We start from the raw sequence: 26139 nt of genomic DNA on the forward strand, positions 1-26139 counted from the left end.
AGCGCTTCCGCAGGGGGACAGTTCAGGACACCGGCCGCGAATCAGCCCACATCAGCTCGAACTCCTCGCGGTATGTCGGGAAAAGCCCACTTGGGTCGATCTCCTCCGACTTGACCACCCTGCTGCCGTTGCGCAGCACCAGGGCCGGCGCCTCCAGCCCTCGTGTGCGCCGCAGATAGGACTGCACGATCGCGATGCCGTCGGAGCCGTCGCCGTCCACGAGATACGCGGTGAAGCGGGGCGTCTCGTCGAAGACCTGGATCTCGAAGGCACCGGGATCCCGCAGCCGGGACCGCACCCGGCGCATGTGCAGGATGTTCATCTCGACGGCCCGGCTCAGCTCGCCCCGCTTGATGCCGAGTTCGCGCTCGCGCCGCTTCACCGCGCTGGAGGCCGGGTTCAGGAACAGCAGCCGCACCCGGCAGCCGGACTCGGCGAGGCGCACCAGGCGTCGCCCCGAGAAGTTCTGTACGAGCAGGTTGAGGCCGATACCGATGGCGTCGAGCCGGCGTGCGCCGCCGAAGATGTCCTCGGCCGGGAACTGGCGCAGCAGTCGTACCCGGTCGGGGTGCACGGCGACCACGTCGGCGTACCGGTCGCCGACCAGGTCCTCGACCGCGTCGACGGGCAGCCGGCGCGCGGAGGGTACGTCTCCGCCCGCGCCGAGAATCTCGAGCAGACGTGCCGAGGCCCGCTCGGCCTGGTTCAGGACCGCCTCGGACAGGGCGCGGTTGCGCGAGACGACGTTCCGGGTCACTTCGAGTTCGTCCAGGGCGAGTTCGACGTCCCGGCGGTCGTCGATGTACGGCTCGAAGCACGGCCAGTGCTGCACCATCAGCTCGCGCAGCTGCGGCAGCGTGAGGAAGCTGAGGACGTTGTCGTCGGCCGGGTCGAGCAAGTAGCCCTTGCGGCGGCTGACTTCGCGTACGGCGACCGCGCGCTGGACCCACTCCTGGCCGGCCGGTCCGGCCGCGGCCACGACCCACTCGTCGCCGTGGACGGGTTCATAGATGGGGCGCAGAACAGCGGCCACGACCGCGCGCAGCCGCTGTTCGACGAGGTTCAGCCAGATGTAGGCCCGGCCGGCCCGCTGGGCGCGCGTACGCACCTCGCGCCAGGCGTCGGTGTCCCAGTCCAGCTCCGGGCCGATGGAGTTGGTCTCCATCGGCCTGGCCAGGGACACCGCACCGGGTGGGACGTCTGTGGAGTTCCCCTCGTGACTCTCGTCACCAGGGGGCAACTCCAGCCCTCCCGAGCCCACCCGCGCACCGCCTTCCGCTCCCCCGAGCACTCCCCGTCCCAACGATCAAGGAAGGGTACTCCGGGAGCGGTCGGCGGTGCAGCCGGATGGACAGGGTCGTTTCTCAACTACGGGGCCGCCAGTGCCCGTTCTGCCAGGCGAGCTCGCTGGGAGTGAGCGGATTCATAGCGGTGACATCCCGCGGGACGATGGAGAATCCCTGCCAGTGGACCGGCATGGGCTGCTGGTCCTCGTCGCGCGCGATGTGGTGGAAGCCCACGTTCATCCACACGATCGGATGCGTGAGGTTCTGGCCGCCCACCCACTTGTCGACATTCTTCGGATGGGTGTTCGCGCAACCCGGGTTGTTCGTGGCGAACTTCTCGCACTTGTTGTACTCGGTGAAGTACATGTCGTGCTTGGTGAAGCTGCGGCCCGGGTACTTCGTGGTGGCGCCGGGGACGATCTCGTACGACCGTGCGTGGCCGTCCTTGTTCTTGCCGGTCGCACTGACCATGCGCCACCAGCGGTAGGCCTTGGCGTCGCCCGCGAGCTCCTTGGTGATTTTGGTGCGGGTCGTCTTGATCTTCGAGGCCTGGTCACCGGCGGCGGGCGCGGTCACGGCCGAGTCGTACTGCTCGATCCGGTTCTTGGAGGAGCCGTCGAGGCCGAAGTCGAGCCGCCAGAAGACGTTGTGGCTGTGGCTGGTGGCCTTGGCCGCGTTGCCCTTGCCGATGGGCCAGCCACGGCCGTCACCGGCGTCGTAGTCGTCGAAGGAGAGGCTGCCGGTCGCGCCGACGTTCATGGTGACCGTGCCGTCGTCCTGGAAGCGCCACTCGGTCATGTACTCGTACCAGCCGACCTGGTTGACCGTGTAGACGAGCAGGTCCTTGCTCTGGGCCTGGTAGACCTTGTTCGCGGTGTCGCCCTGCATGCGGTAGGCGTGGCCGCGCGCGCGGGTGGTGGTGCACAGGCCCTTGACGTTCGGGTCCTGCCAGGCCTCCGGGACCTTGACGGTCTTGATGGTGCCGCCGGGGCACTCACCGGGCGCCAGGTTCATCAGCCCCTGGGCGAAGCCGAAGCCCGTCAGGTCGTCGTACTCGACGCTGCCGTCGTCGTACGGGACGTGGATCTGGCCGAGCCTGGCGCTGTTGAGGACCTTGATCGGCTTGGTCTCGCCCTTGGGCTGGTAGGAGATGTTCTCCAGGACGAGCCCTGCCTTGCCGTCGTAACGCCAGCACATCCGCCAGGTCGTGCCGCCGGTGAGCTTCTGCTCGATGCGGTAGTTGGCGCTGCACTCGGCGGCCGCCGCGGCGGCGTTCCTCGGCTGGGCGTTGGCCGGCCCCGCGCCGGTCGTCGCACCGGCGGCCAGAGCGGCCACGGACAGGCCCACGGCCGCGCCCTTACGGGCACGGCTCATTCTGTTCACGCGCATGAAGAAGTGACTCCTCTTACGGGAGGTGCAAGTACAAGGGTGTGGGTTGGAAAGGTGAACGGACGGCCGCTCAGCCGATGTCGAGCTTGGCGACCTTGCGGGCGCTCAGGTCGATCACGAAGGACCGGGCGTCGATCCAGGGCCCGTTCTTGACCTTCGGGAACAGCCGCACGCACCGGTGTTCGCCGCACTTGTCGAGTACGGCGGGCTGGGCGCCCGGAGCCGCCCGGTACACGGCGCCGTTGAGCAGCAGCTGGTCCGGGGAGGTGAGCTCCTTGCCGGTGGCGTCCTTGAAGTCCGCCTTCATGCCCGCGCCCAGCGGGTCGGCGATCAGCAGCTTGGCCGCCTCCGTGTACTCGGCACGGCTCAGCGGCGGCTGGACGCCGTGCTCGGTGACGGTCTGCTCGATCTTCCCGGTGTCGAGGTTGACCGTCCTGGTGACGAGCGCGTCGGCCTTGTAGTCGTAGAACGTCACCTCGGCCCGGCGCGGCGCGCTCGGGGCGTCCAGCTCGTCGGCCTCCGGTTCGGCAAGGTCGACGCCGACGCGCTGCGGACCGCGGTCGCCCTCGACGTTCTCGCCGGCGTTGCGCATCTGCGGGCTCGCCGCGAGCTTCGCGGCCCGGTCCATCTCGTCGTCGGTCAGCGGGTCGTTGCCCGTTCCCTTGTCACCCTCGCTCGGGGCCTCCTCGACGACGCCCGGAGGCACCGCAGCGGCCCCCTGTCCCTGGGCCGCCTGCTGAGCGGCCTGGCTCGCGTTGTCTCCTGCCGTGTCGTCGGCCCCCGCCGTCCCCGGCAGGGTGATCCCGACCATCACGGCCGTTCCGGCCACCGCAATGGCCGCACCTGCCACCACCTTGCCCAGATGGCGGTGCACTATCTTGCGCACATCTTCCCCCTACTCCCCGTACGTCCCCGGGAGTACGTGTCTGCCCCACTGGTTTCGGCATACCTCGTATGCACTGGTCGACCGGTAAGAGGGACGTAAGTCATAGGTGGTTCCATCACTTTCGGGGAGACTCGACGCCAAGGCGCCCCCGACGGCGCGCTCCAGCTGAAAGAGTCGTGTCCATGCAGGTCTGGCCTGGAGAGGCATATCCACTCGGTGCCACCTACGACGGCGCCGGCACCAACTTCGCGGTCTTCACGGAGGCCGCGGACCGAGTAGAGCTGTGTCTGCTGCACGACGACGGCTCGGAGACGGCGGTGGAACTGCGGGAGAGCGACGCGTTCGTACGGCACGCGTACCTGCCGGGCGTCATGCCGGGTCAGCGGTACGGGTTCCGGGTGCACGGCCCGTACGCCCCGGAGCGCGGTCTGCGCTGCAACTCCGCGAAGCTGCTGCTCGACCCGTACGCCAAGGCGGTCAGCGGCTCGATCCGCTGGGGCGAGGAGGTGTACGGCTACCACTTCGACAAACCCGACAGGCGCAACGACCTGGACTCGGCGCCGCACACGATGTCGTCGGTCGTGGTCAACCCGTACTTCGACTGGGGCGACGACCGGCGGCCGCGCACCGAGTACCACCACACGGTGATCTACGAGGCCCACGTGAAGGGCCTCACGATGCGGCACCCGGGGCTGCCCGAGGAACTGCGCGGCACCTACGCCGCCCTCGCGCATCCGGCGGTCATCGAGCACCTCACCGAGCTGGGCGTGACGGCGCTCGAGCTGATGCCGGTCCACCAGTTCGTGAACGACCACCGTCTGGTCGACATGGGCCTGAACAACTACTGGGGCTACAACACGATCGGCTTCTTCGCCCCGCACAACGCGTACGCCTCCTGGGGCGACCGCGGCCAGCAGGTCCTGGAGTTCAAGTCGGCGGTGCGGGCACTGCACGAGGCCGGCATCGAGGTCATCCTCGACGTGGTCTACAACCACACGGCCGAGGGCAACCACCTGGGCCCCACGCTGTCCTTCCGGGGCCTGGACAACCCGCAGTACTACCGCCTGACGGACGACCCGCGCTACTACATGGACACCACGGGCACCGGTAACTCCCTGCTCATGCGGTCCCCGCACGTCCTGCAGATGATCATGGACTCGCTGCGCTACTGGGTCACCGAGATGCACGTCGACGGCTTCCGCTTCGACCTCGCGGCCACGCTGGCGAGGCAGTTCCACGAGGTGGACCGGCTGTCGTCGTTCTTCGACCTGGTGCAGCAGGACCCGGTGGTCTCCCAGGTGAAGCTGATCGCCGAGCCCTGGGACGTGGGCGAGGGCGGCTACCAGGTGGGCAACTTCCCGCCGCTGTGGACCGAGTGGAACGGCAAGTACCGCGACACCGTACGGGACCTGTGGCGCGGTGAGCCGCGCACGCTGGCGGAGTTCGCCTCCCGGCTGACGGGCTCCTCCGACCTGTACCAGGACGACGGGCGGCGCCCGCTGGCCTCCATCAACTTCGTGACCTGCCACGACGGGTTCACCCTGCACGACCTCGTCTCGTACAACGACAAGCACAACCACGCCAACGGCGAGGACAACCGGGACGGCGAGAGCCACAACCGGTCCTGGAACTGCGGGGTGGAGGGCGAGACCGACGACCCGGCCGTGCTGGAGCGGCGCGCCCGCCAGATGCGCAACTTCATCGCCACGCTGATGCTGTCCCAGGGCGTGCCGATGATCAGCCACGGCGACGAGTTCGCACGCACGCAGCGCGGGAACAACAACGCCTACTGCCAGGACAGTGAGCTGGCGTGGATCGAGTGGCCGCAGGAGGGCGCCGCGGGCGCGGAGGACGGTTCGGTCGGAGAGGGCGCGAACGCGCTGCCCCGTGAGCTGCTCGCCTTCACGCGCGCGATGGTGTGGCTGCGGCGGGACCATCCGGTCTTCCGCAGGCGACGTTTCTTCCACGGGCGGCCCGTGGAGGGCACCCACGACGACCTGTCGGACATCGCCTGGTTCACACCGCAGGGCAAGGAGATGACCCAGCGGGACTGGGACCGGACGCAGGCGTCGGCGCTGACGGTGTTCCTCAACGGCAACGCGATCTCGGAGCCGGGGGCGCGCGGGGAACGCATCACCGACGACTCTTTCCTGCTGATGTTCAACGCCTCCCCCAAGACCCTCGACTTCGTCGTGCCGGTCAACCACGGCCGCCAGTGGGAGGTGGTCGTCGACACCGCCCGCCCGGACGGAGTGCCGCCGGGGGCCGGAGCGAAGGTGCAGGCCGGGGAACGGCTGACGCTGGTGGACCGCAGCATGACGGTGCTGCAGCGGCCCGTCTAGGACAGCGTGTCGGTGCGTGCCTGCCCGGTCTCGTCGGGCACGCGCGCGTGGAGGTGGCTTGCGGCGGCGCGTCCGGTGTACGACGCCGGGCGCGCCGTCAGCGCTGTCGCGCAGGCGAGCGCGGCGGCGAGGCTCGCCGCCCCGAAGGCCGCCGCGGGGCCGTAGGACTCGGCCAGGCGGCCGGTGACGGCGACCGCGAGAGCCTGCCCTCCGACGAGCGCGCTCGTCGCGAACGCCATCGCCTCCGCGAGCCGCTCCGCCGGCACCACACGCTCGGTCAGCCCGAACACCGTGATGAGGTGCGGGGCGTAGGCGAGGCCGAGGACGGTGACGACGGCGTACAGGGTGGGAAGGCTGTCGGTCCACAGGAGGGGGAGCGAGAGCAGGAATGCGGCCGCGGTGGCGGCTCGCCAGCGGGCGTTCAGTCCGACGCGGGCGGCCACCGCGGCCATGGAGAGCCCGGCGACAGCACTCATCACTCCCATGGCGGCGTACACGAGGCCTGCCTGATCCGGCTGTCCGAGACGCTGGGTGAGGGCGGTGATGCCGGCTTGGCAGGCGCCGAACATGGCGCCTTGGAGGGCGAGGGCGGCCCGGAGGGCGTGGATGGAGGGGGGGATGGGGGTCGGGACGGGACGGGATCGTCGCGTTGGGGGCGTTGGGACAGCACCGGATCGTCGCGTTGGGGACGTCGGGACGGCACCGGTCCGTCGCGTGGAGGACGTCGCGACGGCACTGGACCGTCGCGCCGGGGGTGTAGGGACGGCACTGGACCGTCGTCCCGGGGGCGTAGGGACGGCACCGTCTCGTCGCCCCGCGCGCGTCCGGACGGAACCGGTCCGTCGTTCCGCCGACGTGGCGACGGGCCCGGACCATGTCGCCGCCGCCGTCCGATGCAGCGCGAAGCCGGTGCCGCACAAGGCCACCAGCACCGCGGCGCCACCCAGCGCGTACCCGGGATGTGCCGTCACGGCCGCCAGACCGACGAGCGCCGGCCCCAGGACGAACGAGATCTCGTCCAACGTGCTCTCGAAGGAGAGCGCCGCGCCCACCGTGCTCTCCCGAGCCCCGGCACGACGTGCGAGTGCGACAAGACGCGCTCGGGCCATGGGTCCGATCTGCGGCACCGTCGCCCCGGCCACCGCTCCGAGCGCGGCCGGCACCGCCGTCGGCAGCCCCGCGAGCGCTCCGGTGACCAACCCGATGATCGCGAGGGCGTTGGCGAGGGAGAAGGTGAGCACGACCGTCCGCTGGCCGTGCCGGTCGGCGAGTCGGCCCACGAGCGGGCCGCAGGCCACCTGCCCGAGGGCGAGCGCGCCACCGGTCAGCCCCGCGGCAGTCAGCGAACCGCTCGTCCGCGCGACCAGCAGCACACTGCCGAACTGGATGGTGGCGGTCGGCAGCCGTGCCAGGAAGGACATGACCGGCAGCAGCGGACCGGTCAGGCCGATCACCTCGCGGTAGGTCGCCGACGTACCGCCTCGTCCACTCGTCCCCGTTTTCCCCATCGCTCGAAGCTAGGCACGCTCGGGGGCCCACGTGGAGGGGACGATGACACGAAGCGCGGCAGGGCGGGTACGTAGCTTTCCATGACCCCTGAGCGACCTGACCCGATGGTGCCGACCGCCACCTACCGGTTGCAGCTGCAGCCGGCGTTCTCGTTCGCGGCCGCTGCGGCAGCCGTGCCGTATCTGGCCTCGCTCGGCGTCTCGCACCTGCACCTGTCCCCCGTCCTGGAAGCGGTCCCGGGGTCGGGGCACGGCTACGACGTCGTGGACCACGCGCGCGTGCGCGAGGAACTGGGCGGCGAAAAAGGGCTGCGCGCGCTGGCGCGTACCGCGCGCGAGCACGGCCTGGGCCTGGTGGTGGACATCGTGCCCAACCACATGGCGATGGCTCCGCGGCATAACCGCGCCCTTTGGGAGGTACTGCGCGAGGGCCCCAAGTCGCCGTACGCGCGGTGGTTCGACATCGACTGGGAGGCGCAGGGCGGCCAGGTGCTGCTGCCGGTGCTGGGGCGTCCGCTGGGCGAGGAGCTCGGCCGCCTGGAGGTGGACGGCGATGTCCTGCGCTACTACGACCATGTGTTCCCGCTGCGCGAGGGCACCGAGGGGCTGCCGCTGCCGCAGCTGCTGGACGCCCAGTGGTACCGGCCGGTGTGGTGGCGGCTGGCCCGTACGGAGCTCAACTACCGGCGTTTCTTCAGCATCTCGGAGCTGATCGGGGTGCGGGTCGAGGACCCGGAGGTGTTCGAGGCCACCCACGCCAAGATCCTCCAGCTCCTGCACGAGGGCGTGATCGACGGGCTGCGCATCGACCATCCCGACGGCCTCGCCGACCCCGACGCGTATCTCCAGCGCCTCCACGAGGCGACCGGCGGGTGCTGGACCGTGGTGGAGAAGATCCTGTCGGACGGGGAGCACCTGCCGGCCTCCTGGCCCGTCGCGGGCACCACCGGCTACGACGCCCTGCGGTACATCGACGGCCTCTTCACCGACCCGGCGGGGTTCGGGGAACTCCTCGGCCAGTACCGGCGGTTCGCGGCCCCGCAGACGGACCGGGGCGGCGACTGGGCGGCGACGGTGCGGCGGGCGGCGTACAAGGTGCTCACGCACGAGCTGGCCACCGAGATCGACCGGCTGACGCGCGTGGCGCACCGCGTGTGTGTCACGTCCCCTGAGCCCGCGCTGCGCGACCGCGCGCCCTGGGCGCTGCGCACCGCGCTGCAGGAACTCCTCGTCCGGCTGGAGGTCTACCGGCCGTACGCCTCCGGTGACGCGGCCCGCGTCGTCACCGAGGAGGCCGCGGCCGAGGCCCGGCTCGCCTTCGTCGTGCCCGAGGAGGCCGGTGCGGTCGACGTCGTGCGCGACCTGGTGCTCGGGCGGGCCGGGGGCGGGCCGGACCACGTGGAGTTCCGGGCGCGGTTCGCGCAGACGGCGTCGGCGCTGCGGGCCAAGTCCGTGGAGGACACGGCGTTCTACCGGTATGTGCCGCTGCTGTCGGCGACCGAAGTGGGCGGGAACCCGGGGAGCCCCGCGGTCTCGCCCGACGAATTCCACGCCTACTGCGCGCGCGTGCAGCGCGACTGGCCCGCGACCGGGACGGTCGCGTCGACACACGACACCAAGCGCAGCGCCGACGTACGGGCCGCGCTGGCCGTGCTCACCGAGTGCCCGGAGCGCTGGGCGGACGTCCTGACCGAGGTGACGCGCGACGGCGAGGGCGTACCGGACGCGCAACTGGCGTGGGCGGCCTGGCAGACGGTGTTCGGGCTGGGCGACGCGGCCGTCGACCGCGTTCAGGGCGCCCTGTTGAAGCATGTGCGCGAGGCGGGGCTGTTCACGAGCTGGACGGAGCAGGAGCCGCCGTATGAGGAGGCGGTGGCGGAGTTCGTCGCGGCGGGGCCGTGTGGGGCGCCGTACGCGCACGTGGCGGCTCTCCGGGGCAGCCTGGAGCCGCACATCCGGGCGAACACGCTGGGCATGGCCCTGGCCCAGCTGACGATGCCGGGCGTCCCCGATGTCTACCAGGGCACCGAGGGCGAGTACCGGGCGCTGGTCGACCCCGACAACCGGCGGGCCGTGCGGTTCCCGCACGAGGATCCGGGCGAGAAGGGTGCGTTGACGGCGTCGGTGCTACGGCTTCGCAGGCGGCGCCCCGATGTGTTCGGTGACTCGGCGTCGTACGCGCCCTTGAGCGCCGAGGGGCCGTCAGCCGCGCACTGTGTCGCCTTCGTGCGCTCCGGTGAGGTGGTCACCGCCGTGACGCGGCTGTCGCTGCGGCTGGCGCGGTCCGGCGGCTGGCGTGACACGCTGCTGCCGCTGCCGCCGGGGCGGTGGGCCGACGCGCTGTCTCCGGAGCGGGAGTTCAGCGGGCACGCGCGTGTGGAGGAACTGTTCGAGCAGCTGCCCGTGGCGTTGCTGGAGCGGGTCGGCGTGGAGGAGTCGATGTGAGCGGGCCGAGCGGCCGTAATGTCGTACGGCGTGCCCATGGAGCACGCTCTCGGGCGCGTACGGCGGCCCCGCGCGCGTGGCGTCCTGCCGGCGACCGGCTCGGGCCCGCGCACACTCCCGGGGCTCGTGCACGACGGCCGGCGCGTGGTGACGAGCGTCGATGCCCTCTTCGCGCCCGGGCTGCCGGCGGCTGCCCTGCTGCTCGAAAGCGGGACGAAAGGGGTGAAACAGGGCCCGCCGCCCCGGCAGGACGGGGCTCGCACTCCCCCTGCCGCCTGCCACTCCTCACCTTCCGGCGGCAAATGCAACTGGGCGCCCCCTGGAGGCTCCCCCGTGAAATCCTTGACAGGTAAACGAGACCATGGGGTACTGCGGATTGCGAAGCCGGGCGGACGTGACGGGGGTGAGTCTCCTGCCGGAGCTGCGCTACCCCACGCTGACCGAACTGATCCTGTCCGCCCGAGCGTTGGCCGCTCACCGGCCCGACCTGTGCGTACTCAGACAGGTGGGGGCCTCCCGGGCGGGCAGACCCCTCCATCTGCTGTCCATCGGTCACGCCCGACGCGCCGTACTGGTCGTCGCGGGAGCGCACTCCAACGAACCGACGGGGAGTTCCACCCTTCTCGCGGTCGCCGAACGCGTCCTGCACGACCGGGAGCTGCGGGCCGACACCGCCTGGCACTTCCTGCTGTGCGCGGACCCCGACGGTGCGAGCCTGCACGTCACCCCGGCACCCCGCAGCCTGTTCGACTACCACCTCGGCTTCTTCAGGCCCGCAGCCCCCGAGCAGCCGGAGTGGGCACCGGCCGCCCTGCCGCCCGACCGGCTGCCGCCCGAGACGCGGGCGCTGATCCGGGTCATCGACGAGCTGCGCCCCTACCTCCAGGTGACCCTGCACGGCACCGATCTGGGCGGCAGCTGGGTGCAGTTGACGAAGGACGTCCCCGGACTCGCCGAGCCGTTCGCGAAGTCCGCGGCCGAGCTGCACATCCCGGTGGAGACCGGCGCCTCGGACGCGGCGGGCTGGCCCGCGGCCGGACCCGGGGTGCACGTGATGCCGGCGCCGGGCGCGGGCGCGGCGTATCCGAGCATGCCGGACGACGCGCGCAGCAGCACCTGGTATCGCGTGCACCGGTACGGCGGCCTGACCGCGGTCGTCGAGGTGCCGATGTGGGCGAGCGACCTGGTGGACGACCCGGCGCCGCATCCCGCCCCGGCCAGGGCGATGCGGCGGCTGGCGGCCCGGCTGCTGCGGGACGCGCTGGAGGTGGAGCGGGTGCTCAGCGAGGCGCTCCCCCGCCTGGACGGCGCCGACGGGCCCCTGCTGAGGGCCGCGAAGTGGTCGCTGGAACTGGTGCCGGGGCTGGCCGCCGACTGGATGCACACGCCGCCCGCCGACGGCACCATGGCGTACGTCGGGAGCGTGGACGCCTTCGGGCGGCGGCTGCCGCTGCGGGCGGCGGCCATGCTGCGGCGTGTCCTGCACGAGACCGGCGACAGCGCGGCCCCGCCGCTCGAACGCCTCGTGGCGACCTGGAGCGACGCCTTCGCCGAGCGCTTCCGGGCCCGCTGGGTGCCGCTGGAGCACCAGGTCGAGCACCAGTCCCGGACGGTCGTCGCGGCAGCGCTGCACGCACGTGACCGAGAGACGTGAGCCACGCCTACGGCACACGCGCGTGCAGCACCGTGCGGTAGAGGCGGGGTCAGCCGTCCAGCGCGAAGACCGCGCCCGTCCGCGCCGACATCCCGCATCCGTTCGAGAACGTCTCCCGGTACTCCACCGGGCGTCCGTTCCACCATCCGCGCGCGTGGGCGGTCACCGGCGCGTAGATCATCGGGCAGAAGGCGTCCTTCTGCCGGAGCCGGCCGATGTCGCCGCCCACCCTGTCGAGCTGCTCGCAGGCCTCGGCCGCCTTGCCGTGCCCCTGCGGCGGATCGCACAGCAGCAGCCTGCCGGGCGCCTCACTGTGGGGGGTCTCGCCGCGGGTGACCGTGACGAAGAGCCAGTTGCCGGGGCCGGAGTCCTGGGCGGTCGCCTGGGGCGCGGCGGCGCCGAGGGCAAGGGCGGCGGCTGCCGTGAGCAGAGTGCCGCGTACGGCTGTGATGCATCGCGTCATTCCCGATGCATCGGCACGGCGGCCCCGGCATTCCACCCCGACTCACCCGAACGAGAGCCCGCGGGCGCGTACCGCGCGGCGAGTTCGAACGCGGCGAGCACCACCCGCGACTGGTACTCCACCTGGCGCGCGACCGGTATCCAGCGCGCTCCGCAGCCGTCGCGGTAGTCCTCGCACCACTCGTCGAGGAGCCGGTCCAGTTCCGGCAGCACCCGGGCCGGGTCGCGCCCGGCGCCCGTCACGAGCTGGTGCAGCAGTCCCGCCGTCCGCAGGGCGAGGCGCCGCCCGGCGATGCGCAGGGCGGCCAGGTGGGCGGTGCTGAGCGGCGGAAGGGGCCGTTCGCCGCCCGGGTCCTCGAGGTCGGGGTCCCAGGTGTCGGCGAGCCCGGGGCAGACCAGTAAATAGTCGTCGACCGGGGCGAACAGCCGGGCCGTTTCCGGTCCGGCGGGAAGGTGTGGCCGCAGGCGCGCCAGCAGTCGCTCCAGGACGCCGGTGTCGTGACGCAGTGTGTGGCTCACCATGCGCAGGACCGTTTCCTCATCGGCGTGCGGGGCGCCGTCCTCCACCGCGGGCACCCCCCACATGGGGGCCTCGACGACCGCCGTGACGGTGCCGTGCCGGTGCGGATGGAACCAGGTCGACTCAACGGCCGCCTCGGTGATGGCGGCGGCCAGATCGCCCCGGCGCGGCCTGGGGATCCGGTAGACGGCGGGTCCCAGTTCCGGCCAGTACAGGGTGTCGTAGGGGCCGAGCTCGCGCGGAATGCCGAGGCGGGCGGCGGTGTGCGCGACGCGCTGGGCGAGGCCGGGCAGGTCGTGGGTCAGCTCGACGAAGCCGCCGCCGACGTCGACCCCGTGCAGTGAGCACTGGAGGAAGGGCCGCAGTTCGTCCTGGAGGTCGAGCAGGGCGCGGGTCTCGGGCAGCGTGGCGGCGTCCGCGCCGTCGGGCAGCCATTCGGGCTGCTCCAGGAAGCCGGGCCGGAAGAAGTGCCGGAAGTAGCCGCCGAGCGCGTACGGACCGTGCAGCCAGCCCTCGTTGCGGCGCAGGCCGTCGGGGTCCAGGCACAGCAGCAGGTTCCAGGTGGCGTCGGCACCCTCGTGCAGGCGGGGGTCGGCCAGCACCCGTTCGGCCAGCCGCAGCACGGTGGCGCCGCCCACGGGTTCGTTGGCGTGCGGGCCGGCCACGACGAGGGCCTGGCGGCTGCCATGGCCGACGGACAGCAGCCACAGCGGTGTGCCCGCGCGGGACGTCCCGACGCGGCGCAGCCGCGCGTCACGAGGGCGGCGGGCGACGAGCGCGGCCGCCCGGGCGCCCAGCTCGTCGACGGTCGGGTAGCGGAGGAGTGGCGGCAGGGCACACCTCCACAATGTGGTGCCGTCGATTCACCTGGTGTGCACGGTGTACGCACAGTCAGTCACGAGTTGACGACTACGTCAACACCACAGAGGGCAAAGGGACTTGAGTCAACGCATCAAGTAAGGCCAAGGCCAGAGCTAAGGTTCGGCTCAGTTCGCGGCGAGCCGGAACGACATCCGGCCGAAGCCGACCTGGTCGCCCTCGCGGACCACTACGGCGCCGATGACCCGTCGGCCGTTCACCGTGGTGCCGTTGGTGGAGCCGAGGTCGCGCAGGACCCATATGCCGGCCTGGTGGCTCAGTTCGGCGTGCACCCGGGACACCGTCTCGTGGGTCAGCCGCAGCCCATTGGCGGGGTCACGGCCGATGCGCAGCGGATGACCGGTCGCGGGGTGGGGCAGCAGCAGCTTGGGCAGCCGCTCGGACTGCCAGGCCCTGCGCAGCCGTACGGTGAAGCCGGAGATCGCCTCGACCGAGCCGAACACCAGGCGTGACAGGCGGCTCTCGACGGGCAGGTCGGCGGTGAGCACGGCGAGCTCGTCCACACGGCGGGCGGCGAGGGCCAGTTCCATGCGTCGCACGAACGTGTCGTGCGACAGCCGGCCCATGGCGACGCCGTCACGGAGCACCTTCAGCGCCTTGTCGCGCTCCGCGTCGGAGAGCCGCGCGGGGTAGGTATTGAACTCGAAAGACGACGTCACGGAGCTGATTGTCGGTCAGTGGCCCCCCGGTGTCCAGAAAACGGGGAAACCGCCGCCACGCAGGCATGATCGACGACATCGGCCACGACACCTGCCGCAAAAGGGAGGATTCAGAAGCGGATTGATCTCGTTTGAAGCACCATGGACGGGCTACATCACGGTGAGCAGACGAAGGGGAACCGTCCGTGCAGTTCGAGGTGTGGGCACCGCAGGCCGACCGTGTGACGCTCCATTGCGAGGGCGCCACGCGCGCGTTGGAGCGCGATCCCGATCGCGCGGGATGGTGGCGGGGGGAGGCAGAGGCGCGGGACGGCACACGGTACGGCTTCGCGCTCGACGACGGCCCCGTGCTGCCCGATCCGCGCTCGCGCCGGCAGCCGGACGGTCCGGACGGGCTGAGCGCGGTCGTCGACCACGGGCGCTACGAGTGGCGTACCGAGTGGGCGGGGAGGCCACTGCCCGGTGCGGTGCTGTATGAGCTGCACGTGGGCACGTACACGCGTGAGGGCACGCTCGACGCTGCCGCCGAGCGGCTCGTGCACCTCGTCGAACTGGGCGTCACCCATGTCGAGTTGATGCCGCTGTGCCCCTTCCCCGGGCGGCACGGCTGGGGGTACGAGGGGGTCTCGCTGTGGGCGGTGCACGAGCCGTACGGCGGGCCCGAGGCGCTGAAACGCTTCGTCGACCGGGCGCACGAACTGGGCCTGGGCGTGGTTCTCGACGTCGTGCACAACCACTTCGGCCCGTCCGGGAACTATCTGCCCGTCTTCGGGCCCTACCTCACGGACACCCACCAGACGCCCTGGGGCTCCGCCGTCAACCTGGACGCGCCCGGCTCGGACGAGGTGCGCGCGTATCTCGTGGAGAGCTCGCTCGCCTGGCTGCGGGACTACCGGTTCGACGGGCTGCGTCTGGACGCGGTGCACGCACTGGTGGACACACGCGCGTGCCACTTCCTGGAGGAGCTGTCGACAGCCGTCGACGCCCTGGCCGCCGACCTCGACCGGCCGCTGTACCTGATCGCCGAGTCCGACCTCAACGACCCCCGGCTCATCACCGCGCGCGAGGCGGGCGGCGTCGGTCTGCACGCGCAGTGGAACGACGACTTCCACCACACCCTGCACGCCGCGCTGACCGGCGAGTCCCAGGGCTACTACGCCGACTTCGCCCGCGCCCCCATGGCGGGCCTCGCCAAGACCCTCACCGGCGGCTACTTCCACGACGGGACGTACTCGAGCTTCCGGGGCCAGCGGCACGGGCGCCCCTTGGACCGTACCCGCGTTGCGGCGCACCGTCTCCTCGGTTACAGCCAGACCCACGACCAGGTCGGCAACCGGGCCCAGGGCGACCGGCTCGCGGCCTCCCTCTCCCCCGGCCTGCTGGCCTGCGCGGCCACGCTGACGCTGACCGCACCGTTCACGCCGATGCTGTTCATGGGCGAGGAGTGGGCCGCGGGCACGCCCTGGCAGTTCTTCACCGACCACACCGATCCCAAGCTCGCCGAAGCCGTACGACGCGGCAGGCGGCGGGAGTTCGCGGCACACGGCTGGGCCGAGGAGGACGTGCCCGACCCGCAGGACCCGGCGACCCGGGACCGCTCCTGCCTCGACTGGTCCGAGCCCGACATCGAGCCCCACGCGCGCGTGCTGGCCTGGTACCGCCGCCTCATCGCCCTGCGCCACGAACAGCCCGACCTCACGGATCCCGACCTCGCCGACACCAAGGTGGCCTACGACGAGCAGGAGCGCTGGCTGGCCTTCCGGCGCGGCGACGTACGCGTGGCCGTCAACCTCGCCAAGGAACCGGCGGCGATCCCCCTGGGGCCCCGCGAGGGGACCGTACTGGCCGCGTGGGAGCCGGTGGAGGCGCCGGGTGCGGACGGGGTGCTGCAGGTGCCCGGGGAGTCGGGCGTGGTGCTGTTGCAGGGGTGAGCGGGGCGCGGGGGCGTGAGGTTCCGGGGGCCCGGGGGGGGGCGCGAGCGTCCGCGCGTGCACCTCTGCGTCCGCTGCGTCAGCTGTGTCCGCCCCTACAACTCCTCGTCCGCCTCGTTCCCCTCGTCCTCCCTGAACTCCGTCACGCGCTCCAGCAGGATCGCCTCCCACGCGTGCCCGAGCTGCACCCTGAGCAGCGGGAGCGGCGTCTCGCCCTTGCCGTCGAGGCGGTCCGCCAGGCGGACGAGCGAGTCGCAGCGGGCGAGCCAGAGGCCACGCAGGCAGGGGCGGGCGCCGTAGCCGGCGAGGGTGGCGGCGCGGACTGCGGCCGGGGAGCCGACGGCGAGGGCGAGGCCGGCGATGTCCTCCGCGGGGTCGCCGAGGACGGTGTCGGCCCAGCCGAGGACGCCGCGCACCCGGCCGTCGACGCTGACGACGAGGTGGTCGCCGGTGAGGGCGTGGTGGACGAGGACCGCGGTGCCGGGCTGGGCCGCGAGCTGTACGGCGGCCGGCTGGGTGAGCTGGCGCAGGCGGGCGGCGTCGAACTCGTCGGCCTCGGCCAGGCGCGCGGCGGCGCGTTCGGCGGCGCGGCGCAGGGCCTCCAAGGAGCGCGGCGCCGCGCGCGGCACGCCGAGTGTCTCGGCCTGCCGTACCGGGACCTCGCGCAGCCCCGTGAGCAGCCCGGCCAGGTCGGCCTCGCCGAGGGCGGACACGTCGTGCTCCCCGCCCGCCCCGCCGGGCACCTTGCTGTCCAGGGTGTAGGTCAGCCCGGGCGCCCACTCCCCGTACGCGACGCTCGTCGGCACCGCGACCGAGACGTGCGGACGGACAAGGTCGCGCAGCCGCAGCTCACGGCGCTGGCGGGCGGCGGCCGCGCGGTCGGGGGCGAGGCGCAGCACATGGCGGGTGCCGACCCACCAGGTGGCGGGCTCGGCGCCCGCGGCGGCGGGCCGGACCTCGGGGCCGGCCGAGTCGTCCACGCCGTCCTTGAGCAGGGAACGGACCAGTCGGCGGACGATGTCCGCGGTGGGTGTCGGTGCCTGGGTCATGGTCGCGCCGTTGTCGCTCGGGGGTCTACGGGGGCTCCTTGCTCCGGGATCGGTCACCGGATCAGTCCACTATGACCATCTCGCGGGTCGTGTCGTTGAGCCGCCGGCCGCCGTCCTCGGTGACCGTCACGATGTCCTCGATCCGCACCCCGAAGCGGCCGGGCAGATAGACGCCGGGCTCCACGGAGAAGCACATGCCGGGCACCAGGGGCTGCTCCTCGCCCTCGATCATGTACGGCGGCTCGTGCGTGGTGACGCCGATGCCGTGCCCGGTGCGGTGGATGAAGTACTCGCCGTACCCGGCCTCCGCGATGACCGCGCGGGCGGCCCGGTCGACCTCCTGGCAGGCAACGCCGGGCCGTACGGCGCGGTAGCCGGCCTCCTGGGCCTCGCGCACCAGGTCGTGCACCCGGCGCTCCTCCTCGGTGGGTTCGCCGACGTGGACCGTGCGGGAGGTGTCGGAGCCGTAGCCGTCCTTCAGGCCGCCGAAGTCGAGGACGACCATGTCGCCGCGTTCGATCACGCGGTCGCCCACCTCGTGGTGCGGGTTGGCGCCGTTCGGCCCGGAGGCGACGATGGTGAAGTCGACCTGGGAGTGTCCGAAGCGGCGCAGCAGGTGAGCGAGGTCGGCGGCGGCCTCGGACTCGCGCCGGCCGCCGAAGGGAACCTTCCGGATCTCCTCGAACGTTGCGTCTGCGGCCGCACCCGCGGCCGCCAGCAGCTCCAGTTCGGCTCTGTCCTTGACGGCCCGCAGCATGGGCAGGGCGTCGGTGAGGGAGGCGTAGGAGGTGCCGGGCAGCGCCTTCTGCAGGGCCAGCAGATGCATCGCCCAGGCGTTGTCGCTGATGCCGAACCGGCCGCTCGCGTCGAGGAGGGCGGCGGTGGCGGCGTAGGGGTCCTTGCCGTCGGTCCAGTCGCGCAGGGCCAGGCCGGGCATGCCGACGGCCTTCGCGGCGTCCGGGGCCTCCAGGGCGGGGACGACGAGGACGGGGTCCTGGCCGGGGACGAGGACCAGCAGGGTGAGCCGCTCGGTCTCCGCGGGGGGCGCGTAGCCGGTGAGCCACACCAGGTCCGGGCCGGGGGCCACCAGGAGGCCGGCCAGTCCGGCGTCCGCTGCCGCCCGCGCGGCACGTTCCCTACGGCCCCGGTAGTCGTCGGCGGTGAAGGGCGCGGGTGCGGTGCCGGTCATCCGGGCCTCCCTGTGCGCGTGAAAGGACTACGGTCAGCATCCTGCCCGGACCGAGGTGGCGGCGCGAGCCGGTCGGCGGGGCTTTCGGCGGATCTTCCGTACGGCCGGTCGGGCATGGCGTCAGCCCTCCAGTGCCATGCGGACACCCAGGAGCAGCAGCACTCCTCCGGAGACCTGCTCCAGGCGCCGGCGCACACCCGCGCGGGACAGCACGTTCTTCAGCCGGCCCACGAACCACACGTACAGGCCGTAGTAGCCGACTTCGTAGATCGCCCAGAGCGCGGCGAGGCCGATCATGGCCGGCAGGTGCGGGGCGCCCTCCGGTACGAACTGCGGGAGGAAGGACATCGCGAAGACGGCCGCCTTGGGGTTGGCGAGGTTGAGCAGCAGCCCGCCCCGGTAGGAGGCCCAGCCACTCTTCTGCGTGCCCTGCCATGCGTCCTCCGCGTCGTCCCGGGTCCCCTTGGCGCGGCGCGCCTGCCGCAGCGCCTGGACGCCGAAGCCGACGAGCACGACCGCGCCGACGATCCGCATCACGTCGTACGCCATCTCGGAGGCCGTGAGCAGCGCGGTCAGGCCGAACGCGGCGACCGCACCCCAGAGGAAGACGCCGGTCTCGTTGCCGAGCACGGTCAGGAATCCGGAGCGCCTGCTGTGCAGCGACTGCTTGATGATCAGCACGGTGCTGGGGCCGGGCGAGGCGGCGACGAGGGTGCAGGCCCCCAGGAAGGCGATGAGGGTGGTCGGCATGGGGTCATCGTGGCCCTGTCGGCGGAAGGTGACCAGTGGTTTTCGCATACTCCCTCAGGGGATGCGAGGTGGTCAGGTGACGACGCCCGGGACCGCAGTCAGCTGTTGGTAGCCGCCGCTGCGGTGGCGCACCGTCAGGGTGACCTCGCTGCCCGGGCGGGCTTCGGCGACGGCGCGCGCGAGATCGGCGGCCGCGTCGACGCGGGTCTCGTCCAGCGCGAGGATCAGGTCGCCCCGGATCAGGCCGGCCGCGTATCCCGGGCCGGGCACATGGACGCCGACGACGAGGGCACCCACCTTCTCGGCGTCCACGGCCTCCACGCCGAGGGTCGCGGCGGCGGGAGCCTGCGACAAGGCCGGCGTGGGGGACGACGGGGCCGAGGAACCGCGGTCCGCCGAGGGTGCCGGGCTTCCCGGGGCGCCCTGCCCCGTCTGCCGCTGCAGCTCGGCGAGCTTGCTCATGCCGATCACCGTGGCCCCCACCGTGCCGAGTCCCACCCCGGACAGGACCAGGACCGTCCCGACGATCAAGGCGGCCAGAAAGGTCGCGAGCCGTTGGCCGCGGCGGTGGGGCGCGGCGTGCGGGCGCCGTGCGCCGTGGTCGGACCTGGCACCGTCGCCGGGCCGCTGACCTGGCATGGGCTTGGGTCGCAACGCAGTCTGTTCCATCGGATCGCCTCCGGCTGGTGACTACCCTGCGCACCGGCGCACAACGAGCCACGATCGAGTGAGACTGACCAGTGGTCAAGACAGGGAAGCCATAGGCGTCACGGCAAGGAACACGACGTCCGGCGACGGCTCGCGCCCGCGCCCGGTAGTCCGGTCGTCCGGGTACGGGCGCGAGCCTTGTGCGTCAGCCTGTGTGTCCCTCCCCGTGGCCGCCGTGGTCGAACTTGAGCGCCTCCGGGGGCATGACGACGAAGGGCCGCATCATGCCCATGTCCTCGTGCTCGAGGAGGTGGCAGTGGTACATGAACCGGCCGTACGCCCCGTCGAACCTGCCCATGACGCGCAGCAGCTGGTTCCCCGGCACCCGGAACACGTCCTTGTGGCCGAGTTCATTGGGCGCCGGCGGGATCGGCGTGCCGGCGTCGTGCCGGATCGGACTGCGGGTTCAGCCCACCGCCGGGTCGAAGCCCGAGACGTCGTAGGCGTCCCGGCCCAGCAGCTGGAAGTCGGCCAGGTGGATGTGCATGGGGTGGACGATCGGCGCGAGGTTGAGGAAGCTCCACTGCTCGTGGCTGCCCTCGGCGACGGTGAAGCCGAGGCCGTCGTTGAACGTCCGGGCCGTGCGCCGGTAGGTCTTGGTAGGGAGGCCGCAAGTCCGTTGTCAGTGGCCGCTGTTACGTTCTGTGACATGACCGATCACGCACTGCAGTGGCCCGCGCGCTCCTACCGACCGCCGACGCGATACTCGGCGAGCTCTCGGAGAACGCCGCAAGCGGCGTACGAGAGCTCGCCGAGGAGACCACAGCGCGGGTGCGGGACGTCAGCTGAGGACGGGTACGGCCGGCGGGCGGTCCGGCAGGAAGCCGTGCGCGCGGCGGGACAAGTACTCGGCCTTGTAGCGGTCGACCTCGCGGTGCCAGTTCAGGATGCCCGCCAGCCAGTTCTGGAGGTCGACCACGTAGTTCCCCATGGCCTCGCGCGCCTCGTCCGAGAGCCCGAAGTCCTCGTACACGATGGGCAGTTCGTGCGCGGCCACATGCTCGAACTGCTGCATGCGCTGGGTCATCAGGTCGTGGACGACGGCGAGCGCGGTCGGGTAGTCGATGCCGAAGAAGTTCTGGACGACGAGGATCGCGTTGTGGATCTCGCCCTCGTACTCGATCTCCTTCTGGTAGGAGAAGACGTCGTTGAGGAGGCACGCGTAGTCGACGGCGGCGTTCTCCAGCGAGCGGACGGGTCCGCTGCGGTACACCTCCGGCGGGACGGCGGGGCCGTTGCCCATCCGGCAGAGGCTGAGGGTGAGGTCGGAGCCGAAGGTGGCGCGGCGCATCTCCAGGTAGTCGACCGGGTCGGGGATGCGGTTCTGGAGCTGGTTGGACAGTTCCCACACCCAGCTCTCGGTCATGACGTTCACCGCGTCCTTGAGGCCACGCCGTGCCTCGGGGGTCATCTCCGCCGTGGTACGGGCCCAGAGGTCGACGAGTCCGCGCTCCATGCCGTTGAGCGGGACGGTGGCCTCCTCGCCGGCGAGGGGCATGCAGGCGGCCAGGCGTTGCGTGGTCAGCCGGGCGGCGGCCAGGTCGCGGCGGTGGCCGAAGACGAGGGGGTAGTAGTCGTCGCCGTAGGTGCCCCAGGCGAGCCACTGGGCGCTGAGGTCGAGGGCCTCGGGTGTGGCGTCCGGATCGAGGCCTGCCGAGCACAGCGGGAGGTCGTAGGCGGCGAGCTTGTCCTCGTCCCAGACGCCCTCCTGGAGCATGCCCATGCGGTGCACCCACCCGGTGAGGCGGGTTCGGGTGGCGTTCAGATGCGGGCTGAGCTCCACCTGGAAGGGCATGTAGAAGTCGGGCAGTCGGGACGGGCCCACCTTCTGGAAGGGCACGTGCGTGTAGGCACGCAGGCGTTCGGCGCCGGCCGCCGCGAGCAGCGCGCCGACGTCGGCGGCGGAGGTGCCAGGACCGGTCAGAGCCTTCCAGGGCGCGGTGGATTCGGCGCGCGCGTTCATGTACCGGCTGGAGCGCATGTGCCATTCGTGGCCGCCGGACTGCCAGTCCTGCAGCCCTTGGGTGTACGCCGCGACCGCGGCGACCTCCTGAGGGGTGAGCCCCTTTTCCAGTGCCAGGGCGGGGACTTCGGTGAGGGCGGTGTGCTCGAACTGGTGGAGCCGGGAGGTGAGGACGTCGTTGACGGTGTCGGCGGCCTCCTGCGTCGTGCAGCCGAAGAAGGTCTCCAGCACCAGGACGCCGTTGCTGAGTTCGCCCTCGTCCTCGACCTCGCGCTGGTAGGAGAACAGGTCGTTGCGCAGATGCACGGCGTCCGAGAACGTCTCCATCAGGACCCGCAGCGGCCTCGACTCGGCGACGGACGCGGGTACTTCGGCCCTCGCGTACTCCACCAGACCCGAAGACCAGGGGGCGCCACCCACCTTGCGGCGCATCTCGATGTACTCGACGGGGTTGGCGACGCGCCCCTCGTTGATGTTGGAGAGCTCCCACAGGGACTCATTGAGAAGGTGCTCGGTCGCGACGGCGAAACGGCGGCGCCAGTCGGCCGACATCGAGGGCACGGTGCGCGTCCACAGGTCGGCGAGACCCGCCTCGACCGGGTTCTGCGGCTCGGGCATCGGGGTCGACAGGTCCATCGGCATGAACAGGGGCAGCCGGTCCAGATAGGCCTTGCCGCCGGCGCGGTCCTGGGTGCGCTTGAAGATCTCCAGGAAGTGGTCGTCGAAGAAGAAGACCCACACGTACCAGTCGGTGATGAGGGAGAGCGCGGGGCCGTCGCATTCGGGGTGGGTGTAGGCGCAGAGCAGGCCGTAGTCGTGAGCCTCCAGGTCGGCCTGCTCCCAGATCCCGGATCCCTCCAGCATGCCCATCTCGCGCGCCCACTCGGCTGAATGGGCACGCGCCTCGTCCACGTGTGGGTTCAGTCGCGCGGGATACGGCATGTAGAAGTGCGGGAGTTCGAAGGGCTGCTGCGTCATGGCCGGGCCCTACCCCCGGGCCCCAACAGGCATCCACCGCGCGGGACATGATCACACCATCGCGTGAATCGCGGGTGAATCCGGGAGTTCTCGCGGGGCCTTGTGGCGTTCACCTCTACGCGCGCAGACTTTTCGAGCCTCACGTGTTCCCCTGTGTCCCCCTCCTCCTCGCTCCCTCTCCCTTCCTCTCCCTTCCTCTCCCTCTCCGGAGCTTCGATGAACCACACCGGATCTCTCTCCCGCCGCACGGCGCTCGCCTCTCTCGCCGGGGCGGCACTGGCCACGACCGCGGCGTTCCCGGCCTCGGCGGCCGAGCGGCACGGCCGCCGGTCCGTACGGTTCGCCACGTTCAACGCCTCGCTGAACCGCTCCACCCAGGGCGCGCTGATCAGCGACCTGTCCACGCCGGACAACGCCCAGGCGCGCAACGCCGCCGAGACCATCCAGCGGGTCGACCCGGACATCCTGCTGATCAACGAGTTCGACTACGACGACCAGGGGCAGGCGGTCCGCCTGTTCCTGCGCAACTACCTGTCCGTCGGCCAGGGCGGAGCGAAGCCGATCCGCTTCCCGTACCACTTCACCGGCCCGGTGAACACGGGCGTCGCCACGGGTGTGGACCTCGACGGGAAGAACGGCGCGGTCACGACGCCCGGTTCGGACGCGTACGGTCAGGACGCGTACGGCTACGGCTGGTTCCCCGGGCAGTACGGCATGGTCGTCCTGTCGAAGTACCCGATCGACACGCGCGCGGTGCGGACCTTCCAGCGCTTCCTGTGGAAGGACATGCCGGGCCACATCATGCCCCCGGGCTACTACAGCGACGAGGCCCGCGCGATCCTCCGGCTGTCGTCGAAGAGTCACTGGGACGTGCCGGTGTGCATCGGACACTCCACCGTGCACTTCCTGGTCTCGCACCCGACCCCGCCCACCTTCGACGGCACCGAGGACCGCAACGGCCGCCGCAACCACGACGAGATCCGGCTGTGGGCCGACTACATCGGCGGGCGCAGGCGCAGCTCCTACCTCTACGACGACAAGGGCGTGCGCGGCGGGCTGCGGCCCGGGGCTCGGTTCGTCATCGCGGGCGACAACAACGCCGATCCGTACGACGGCGACAGCTACGACCACGCCATACGGCAGCTGCTCGACCACCCGGCGGTGAACCTCCCGGCCACTCCCCCGGCCAGCGCCGGCGGCGTGGAGGCCGCGAAGCTCCAGGGCGGTGCCAACGCCTCCCACCTCGGCGACCCGGCGTACGACACCTCCGACTTCGGCGACACCGCTCCCGGGAATCTGCGTGTCGACTACGTCCTGCCGTCCAGAGGGCTGATACCGGGCGCGAACGGTGTGTTCTGGCCGACGTCCGACGACCCGCTGTACCGGCTGGTGGGGGACGGGACGACGGTGCCGACGTCCGATCACCGGCTGGTGTGGCAGGACGTGCGCATGGGGTGAGCGACGGCGGCATGGGGCGGGCGCGGTCCCTCGCCCCCGAAGGGGCCTCGTCCTCAAACTCCGGACGGGCTGGGTCTGTTGCGTACCGCCCGCCCCACCTCCGACCGCAGCGCGACGAACTCCGCCAGCCCCCGGGTGGTGATCTGGTCCCGGGTGCCGGGGAGTTGGACCGGCAGGTCCAGGACGACCTTCGCGCCGGGCCCCGGGGAGAGGACGACGACGCGGTCGCCCAGGTACACGCTCTCGTCGATGTCGTGGGTGACGAAGACGATCGTCGCGCCGTCCGTGCGGTGGACCTCCAGGAGGAGGTCCTCCAGGTCCTCGCGGGTCTGGGCGTCCAGGGAGCCGAAGGGCTCGTCCATGAGGAGGAGGGAGGGTCGGCAGACCAGGGCACGGGCGATCGCCACACGTTGCTGCATGCCACCCGAGAGCTGCCAGGGGTGGCGGCGGGCCGTGTCGGTGAGGCCGACCCGGGCCAGGATGCGGTCGGCCTCGGCCCGGCGTTCCGCTCTCGGCAGGCCTCGGCGGCGCAGCGGGAGCGCCACGTTCTCGCGGACTGTGAGCCAGGGGTAGAGGGAGCGGGCGTAGTCCTGGAAGACGACGGCCAGGTTGTCGGGGACGCCCCGCACGGGGGTGCCGTCCAAGGTGATCGTGCCGTCGTATGCCGGTAACAGGCCCGCGATGGTGCGCAGGAGTGTGGACTTTCCGCAGCCGGACGGGCCCACTACGCACAGGAGTTGGCCGTCCGGCACGGTGAGGGTGATGTCGTGCAGGACCTGGTGGTCGCCGTAGTACCGGCCGACCGCGTCTAGGCGGAGCATGGATGTCCCTCGGCGAAGGTGGTGGCGGGCGTACGGGTCATACGGTCGTCGTCCTCCCTCTGCCGACGAGCCGCTTCTCGACCGCCAGCAGGCCGGTGTTGAGCAGGTAGCCGAGGGCGCCGAGCAGGGCCAGCGCCGCCCAGACGGTGAGCAGGTCGGAGCGGGACTGGGCGTCGGTGAGCGTGAAGCCGATGCCGTTGGCGGTGCCGGGCAGCAGTTCCGAGAACACCATGAGGATGAGGGAGAGCGACAGGCTCAGGCGCAGGCCGGCGAAGATTCGGGGCAGTGCGGAGGGCAGGATCAGGAAGCGGAGTCGTTCGGTGGGAGTCAGGCGCAGGACGGCGGCGACCTCGATGCGCAACGGGTCGGTGTCGCGGGCCCCTTCGGCCGTGTTGATCAGCACCGGCCAGACGGCGCTGAAGACGATCGACGCGATCTGCATCGGCGCACCGAAGTCGAGGATCACGACGAAGACGGGGACCAGGGCGGGCGGCGGGACGGCACGCGCGAACTGCAGGACGGGGTTGCACAGGGCGTACACCCGCCGCGAGCGGCCGACCGCGATGCCGAGTGCGATCCCGGCGACGGCGGCGATCCCGAACCCGGCGGCCATCCGGCCGAGGCTCGGCAGGATGTCGGCCACGGCGTCCTCGGTGAGGAAGGCGTGCCGTGCGGGGCCGGAGAACCACAGGTCGCGCGCGTGCCGGGCGATCTCGGCGGGCGGCGGGAAGTAGACACTGCCGTGGGCCCGGGCGACCGACTGCCAGACGGCCACGGCCAGGGCCAGGACGAGCCAGCGGAGCAGGGCGTGGCGTACGGGAGCGGGGGCCAGGGTGCGGCGTACGACGGGCGGGAGCAGGGAAGGGCGTGCGGCGGCCGGCCGTCGGCCGGGGGGACCGGCGGATTCGGAGGCGGTGGTGGGAGGCAGGTTCATTCGGCGCTCCTCGCAGCATGATGCGGGAAGTGCCGGGGGTGCTCGACAGGCGTCGGTCCGGCAGACGGGAGGCGTGTCACGGGCGCGGCCCCGGGACAGCTCACCGGCACAGCGGCCACCAGGGGCGGGGCAGGCCCTACGCCCGCGTCACGCAGCGCGCCCGTCCGCGAAGGCCGAGCGCCCACGTCACGGGATCCGCGCGCCATCACACGCCGCGCGCCCACACCAAGCACTCCACCCCGCACAGCAACCCACACGCCCAGGCCACCCTCCCCATCCCCGCTCACGTCACCCGACGCCCCCTTCGGTACCACTCCCCCTGCCGGGC

At 71.7% G+C, this 26139-nt stretch carries 19 protein-coding genes and 1 pseudogene; 5 read left to right on the forward strand and 15 right to left on the reverse strand.

Annotated features, from left to right (window positions below):
• Positions 1-22: 22 nt before the first annotated feature.
• From ADL12_RS38315 to ADL12_RS38325, 3 genes are all read right to left on the reverse strand, one after another.
• On the reverse strand, positions 23-1261 hold the full coding sequence (locus ADL12_RS38315) for an SAV2148 family HEPN domain-containing protein (protein WP_062711666.1): 1239 nt from the start codon (positions 1259-1261) through the stop codon (positions 23-25).
• Between the two features lie 103 nt (positions 1262-1364).
• A complete protein-coding gene (locus ADL12_RS38320; RefSeq protein ID WP_062711669.1) occupies positions 1365-2675 on the reverse strand; it encodes a copper amine oxidase in 1311 nt (436 codons plus the stop codon).
• A gap of 70 nt (positions 2676-2745) precedes the next feature.
• A complete protein-coding gene (locus tag ADL12_RS38325) occupies positions 2746-3561 on the reverse strand; it encodes a hypothetical protein (RefSeq protein WP_062711672.1) in 816 nt (271 codons plus the stop codon).
• Between the two features lie 182 nt (positions 3562-3743).
• Between ADL12_RS38325 and glgX the strand changes: the two genes are divergently transcribed.
• A complete protein-coding gene (glgX, locus tag ADL12_RS38330; protein WP_062711723.1) occupies positions 3744-5903 on the forward strand; it encodes a glycogen debranching protein GlgX in 2160 nt (719 codons plus the stop codon).
• Here glgX and ADL12_RS38335 read toward each other — a convergent pair.
• Positions 5900-7411, reverse strand: coding sequence for an MFS transporter (locus tag ADL12_RS38335; RefSeq protein ID WP_244188202.1), 1512 nt, complete (start codon positions 7409-7411; stop codon positions 5900-5902). The two genes, glgX and ADL12_RS38335, sit on opposite strands and share 4 nt — an antisense overlap.
• 81 nt (positions 7412-7492) lie before the next feature.
• Between ADL12_RS38335 and treY the strand changes: the two genes are divergently transcribed.
• Together treY and ADL12_RS38345 are read left to right on the forward strand one after the other, a co-directional pair.
• Complete coding sequence (gene treY / locus ADL12_RS38340) at positions 7493-9856, forward strand: malto-oligosyltrehalose synthase (RefSeq protein WP_062711675.1); 2364 nt, start codon at positions 7493-7495, stop codon at positions 9854-9856.
• A 403-nt stretch (positions 9857-10259) separates the two neighbouring features.
• Complete coding sequence (locus ADL12_RS38345) at positions 10260-11510, forward strand: M14 family zinc carboxypeptidase (protein ID WP_062711678.1); 1251 nt, start codon at positions 10260-10262, stop codon at positions 11508-11510.
• A 49-nt stretch (positions 11511-11559) separates the two neighbouring features.
• On the opposite strand, the gene ADL12_RS38350 is transcribed toward ADL12_RS38345, so the two are convergent.
• From ADL12_RS38350 to ADL12_RS38360, 3 genes are all read right to left on the reverse strand, one after another.
• Positions 11560-11973: an SSI family serine proteinase inhibitor gene (locus ADL12_RS38350; protein ID WP_062711681.1), complete on the reverse strand. Its 414-nt coding sequence runs from the start codon at positions 11971-11973 to the stop codon at positions 11560-11562.
• Positions 11970-13340, reverse strand: a complete 1371-nt coding sequence (locus ADL12_RS38355) for a M14 family zinc carboxypeptidase (RefSeq protein ID WP_062711684.1) — start codon at positions 13338-13340, stop codon at positions 11970-11972. The genes ADL12_RS38350 and ADL12_RS38355 overlap by 4 nt, the downstream gene beginning before the upstream one ends.
• A 138-nt stretch (positions 13341-13478) precedes the next feature.
• Positions 13479-14030, reverse strand: coding sequence for a DUF1707 and FHA domain-containing protein (locus ADL12_RS38360; RefSeq protein WP_062711687.1), 552 nt, complete (start codon positions 14028-14030; stop codon positions 13479-13481).
• A gap of 185 nt (positions 14031-14215) precedes the next feature.
• On the opposite strand from ADL12_RS38360, the gene treZ reads away from it, so the two are divergent.
• Positions 14216-15961: a malto-oligosyltrehalose trehalohydrolase gene (gene treZ / locus ADL12_RS38365; protein WP_062711690.1), complete on the forward strand. Its 1746-nt coding sequence runs from the start codon at positions 14216-14218 to the stop codon at positions 15959-15961.
• Between the two features lie 95 nt (positions 15962-16056).
• On the opposite strand, the gene ADL12_RS38370 is transcribed toward treZ, so the two are convergent.
• The 6 genes and pseudogenes from ADL12_RS38370 to cyc2 all read right to left on the reverse strand — a co-directional run bounded on the left by ADL12_RS38370 (position 16057) and on the right by cyc2 (position 22598).
• The gene (locus ADL12_RS38370; protein WP_062711693.1) at positions 16057-17010 is read right to left on the reverse strand and encodes an aminoglycoside phosphotransferase family protein; all 954 of its coding nucleotides are present in this window, start codon (positions 17008-17010) and stop codon (positions 16057-16059) included.
• A gap of 61 nt (positions 17011-17071) precedes the next feature.
• Positions 17072-18199, reverse strand: coding sequence for an aminopeptidase P family protein (locus ADL12_RS38375; protein ID WP_062711696.1), 1128 nt, complete (start codon positions 18197-18199; stop codon positions 17072-17074).
• A gap of 120 nt (positions 18200-18319) precedes the next feature.
• Positions 18320-18949, reverse strand: coding sequence for a LysE family translocator (locus ADL12_RS38380; RefSeq protein ID WP_062711699.1), 630 nt, complete (start codon positions 18947-18949; stop codon positions 18320-18322).
• Between the two features lie 72 nt (positions 18950-19021).
• Positions 19022-19618 (reverse strand): PDZ domain-containing protein, encoded by a 597-nt coding sequence (locus tag ADL12_RS38385; protein ID WP_062711703.1) that lies wholly within the window; start codon positions 19616-19618, stop codon positions 19022-19024.
• Positions 19619-19802: 184 nt separating this feature from the next.
• A pseudogene (locus ADL12_RS51620) lies at positions 19803-20258 on the reverse strand (multicopper oxidase domain-containing protein); the annotation flags it as partial.
• A 180-nt stretch (positions 20259-20438) separates the two neighbouring features.
• Positions 20439-22598 carry a germacradienol/geosmin synthase Cyc2 gene (gene cyc2, locus ADL12_RS38395; RefSeq protein WP_062711709.1) on the reverse strand — a complete coding sequence of 720 codons (2160 nt, stop codon included), beginning with the start codon at positions 22596-22598 and terminating at the stop codon, positions 20439-20441.
• Positions 22599-22814: 216 nt separating this feature from the next.
• Here cyc2 and ADL12_RS38400 point away from each other — a divergent pair, with 216 nt between their 5' ends.
• Entirely contained in the window at positions 22815-24056 is a 1242-nt protein-coding gene (locus ADL12_RS38400) for an endonuclease/exonuclease/phosphatase family protein (protein ID WP_062711711.1), read from the forward strand.
• A gap of 53 nt (positions 24057-24109) precedes the next feature.
• Here ADL12_RS38400 and ADL12_RS38405 read toward each other — a convergent pair whose 3' ends face one another.
• Entirely contained in the window at positions 24110-24877 is a 768-nt protein-coding gene (locus tag ADL12_RS38405; protein WP_062711714.1) for an ABC transporter ATP-binding protein, read from the reverse strand.
• Positions 24878-24914: 37 nt separating this feature from the next.
• Positions 24915-25811: an ABC transporter permease gene (locus ADL12_RS38410; RefSeq protein ID WP_079052501.1), complete on the reverse strand. Its 897-nt coding sequence runs from the start codon at positions 25809-25811 to the stop codon at positions 24915-24917.
• Positions 25812-26139 lie beyond the last annotated feature (328 nt).

Source organism: Streptomyces regalis, assembly GCF_001509475.1.
In the GTDB taxonomy this organism is placed as follows: domain Bacteria; phylum Actinomycetota; class Actinomycetes; order Streptomycetales; family Streptomycetaceae; genus Streptomyces; species Streptomyces regalis.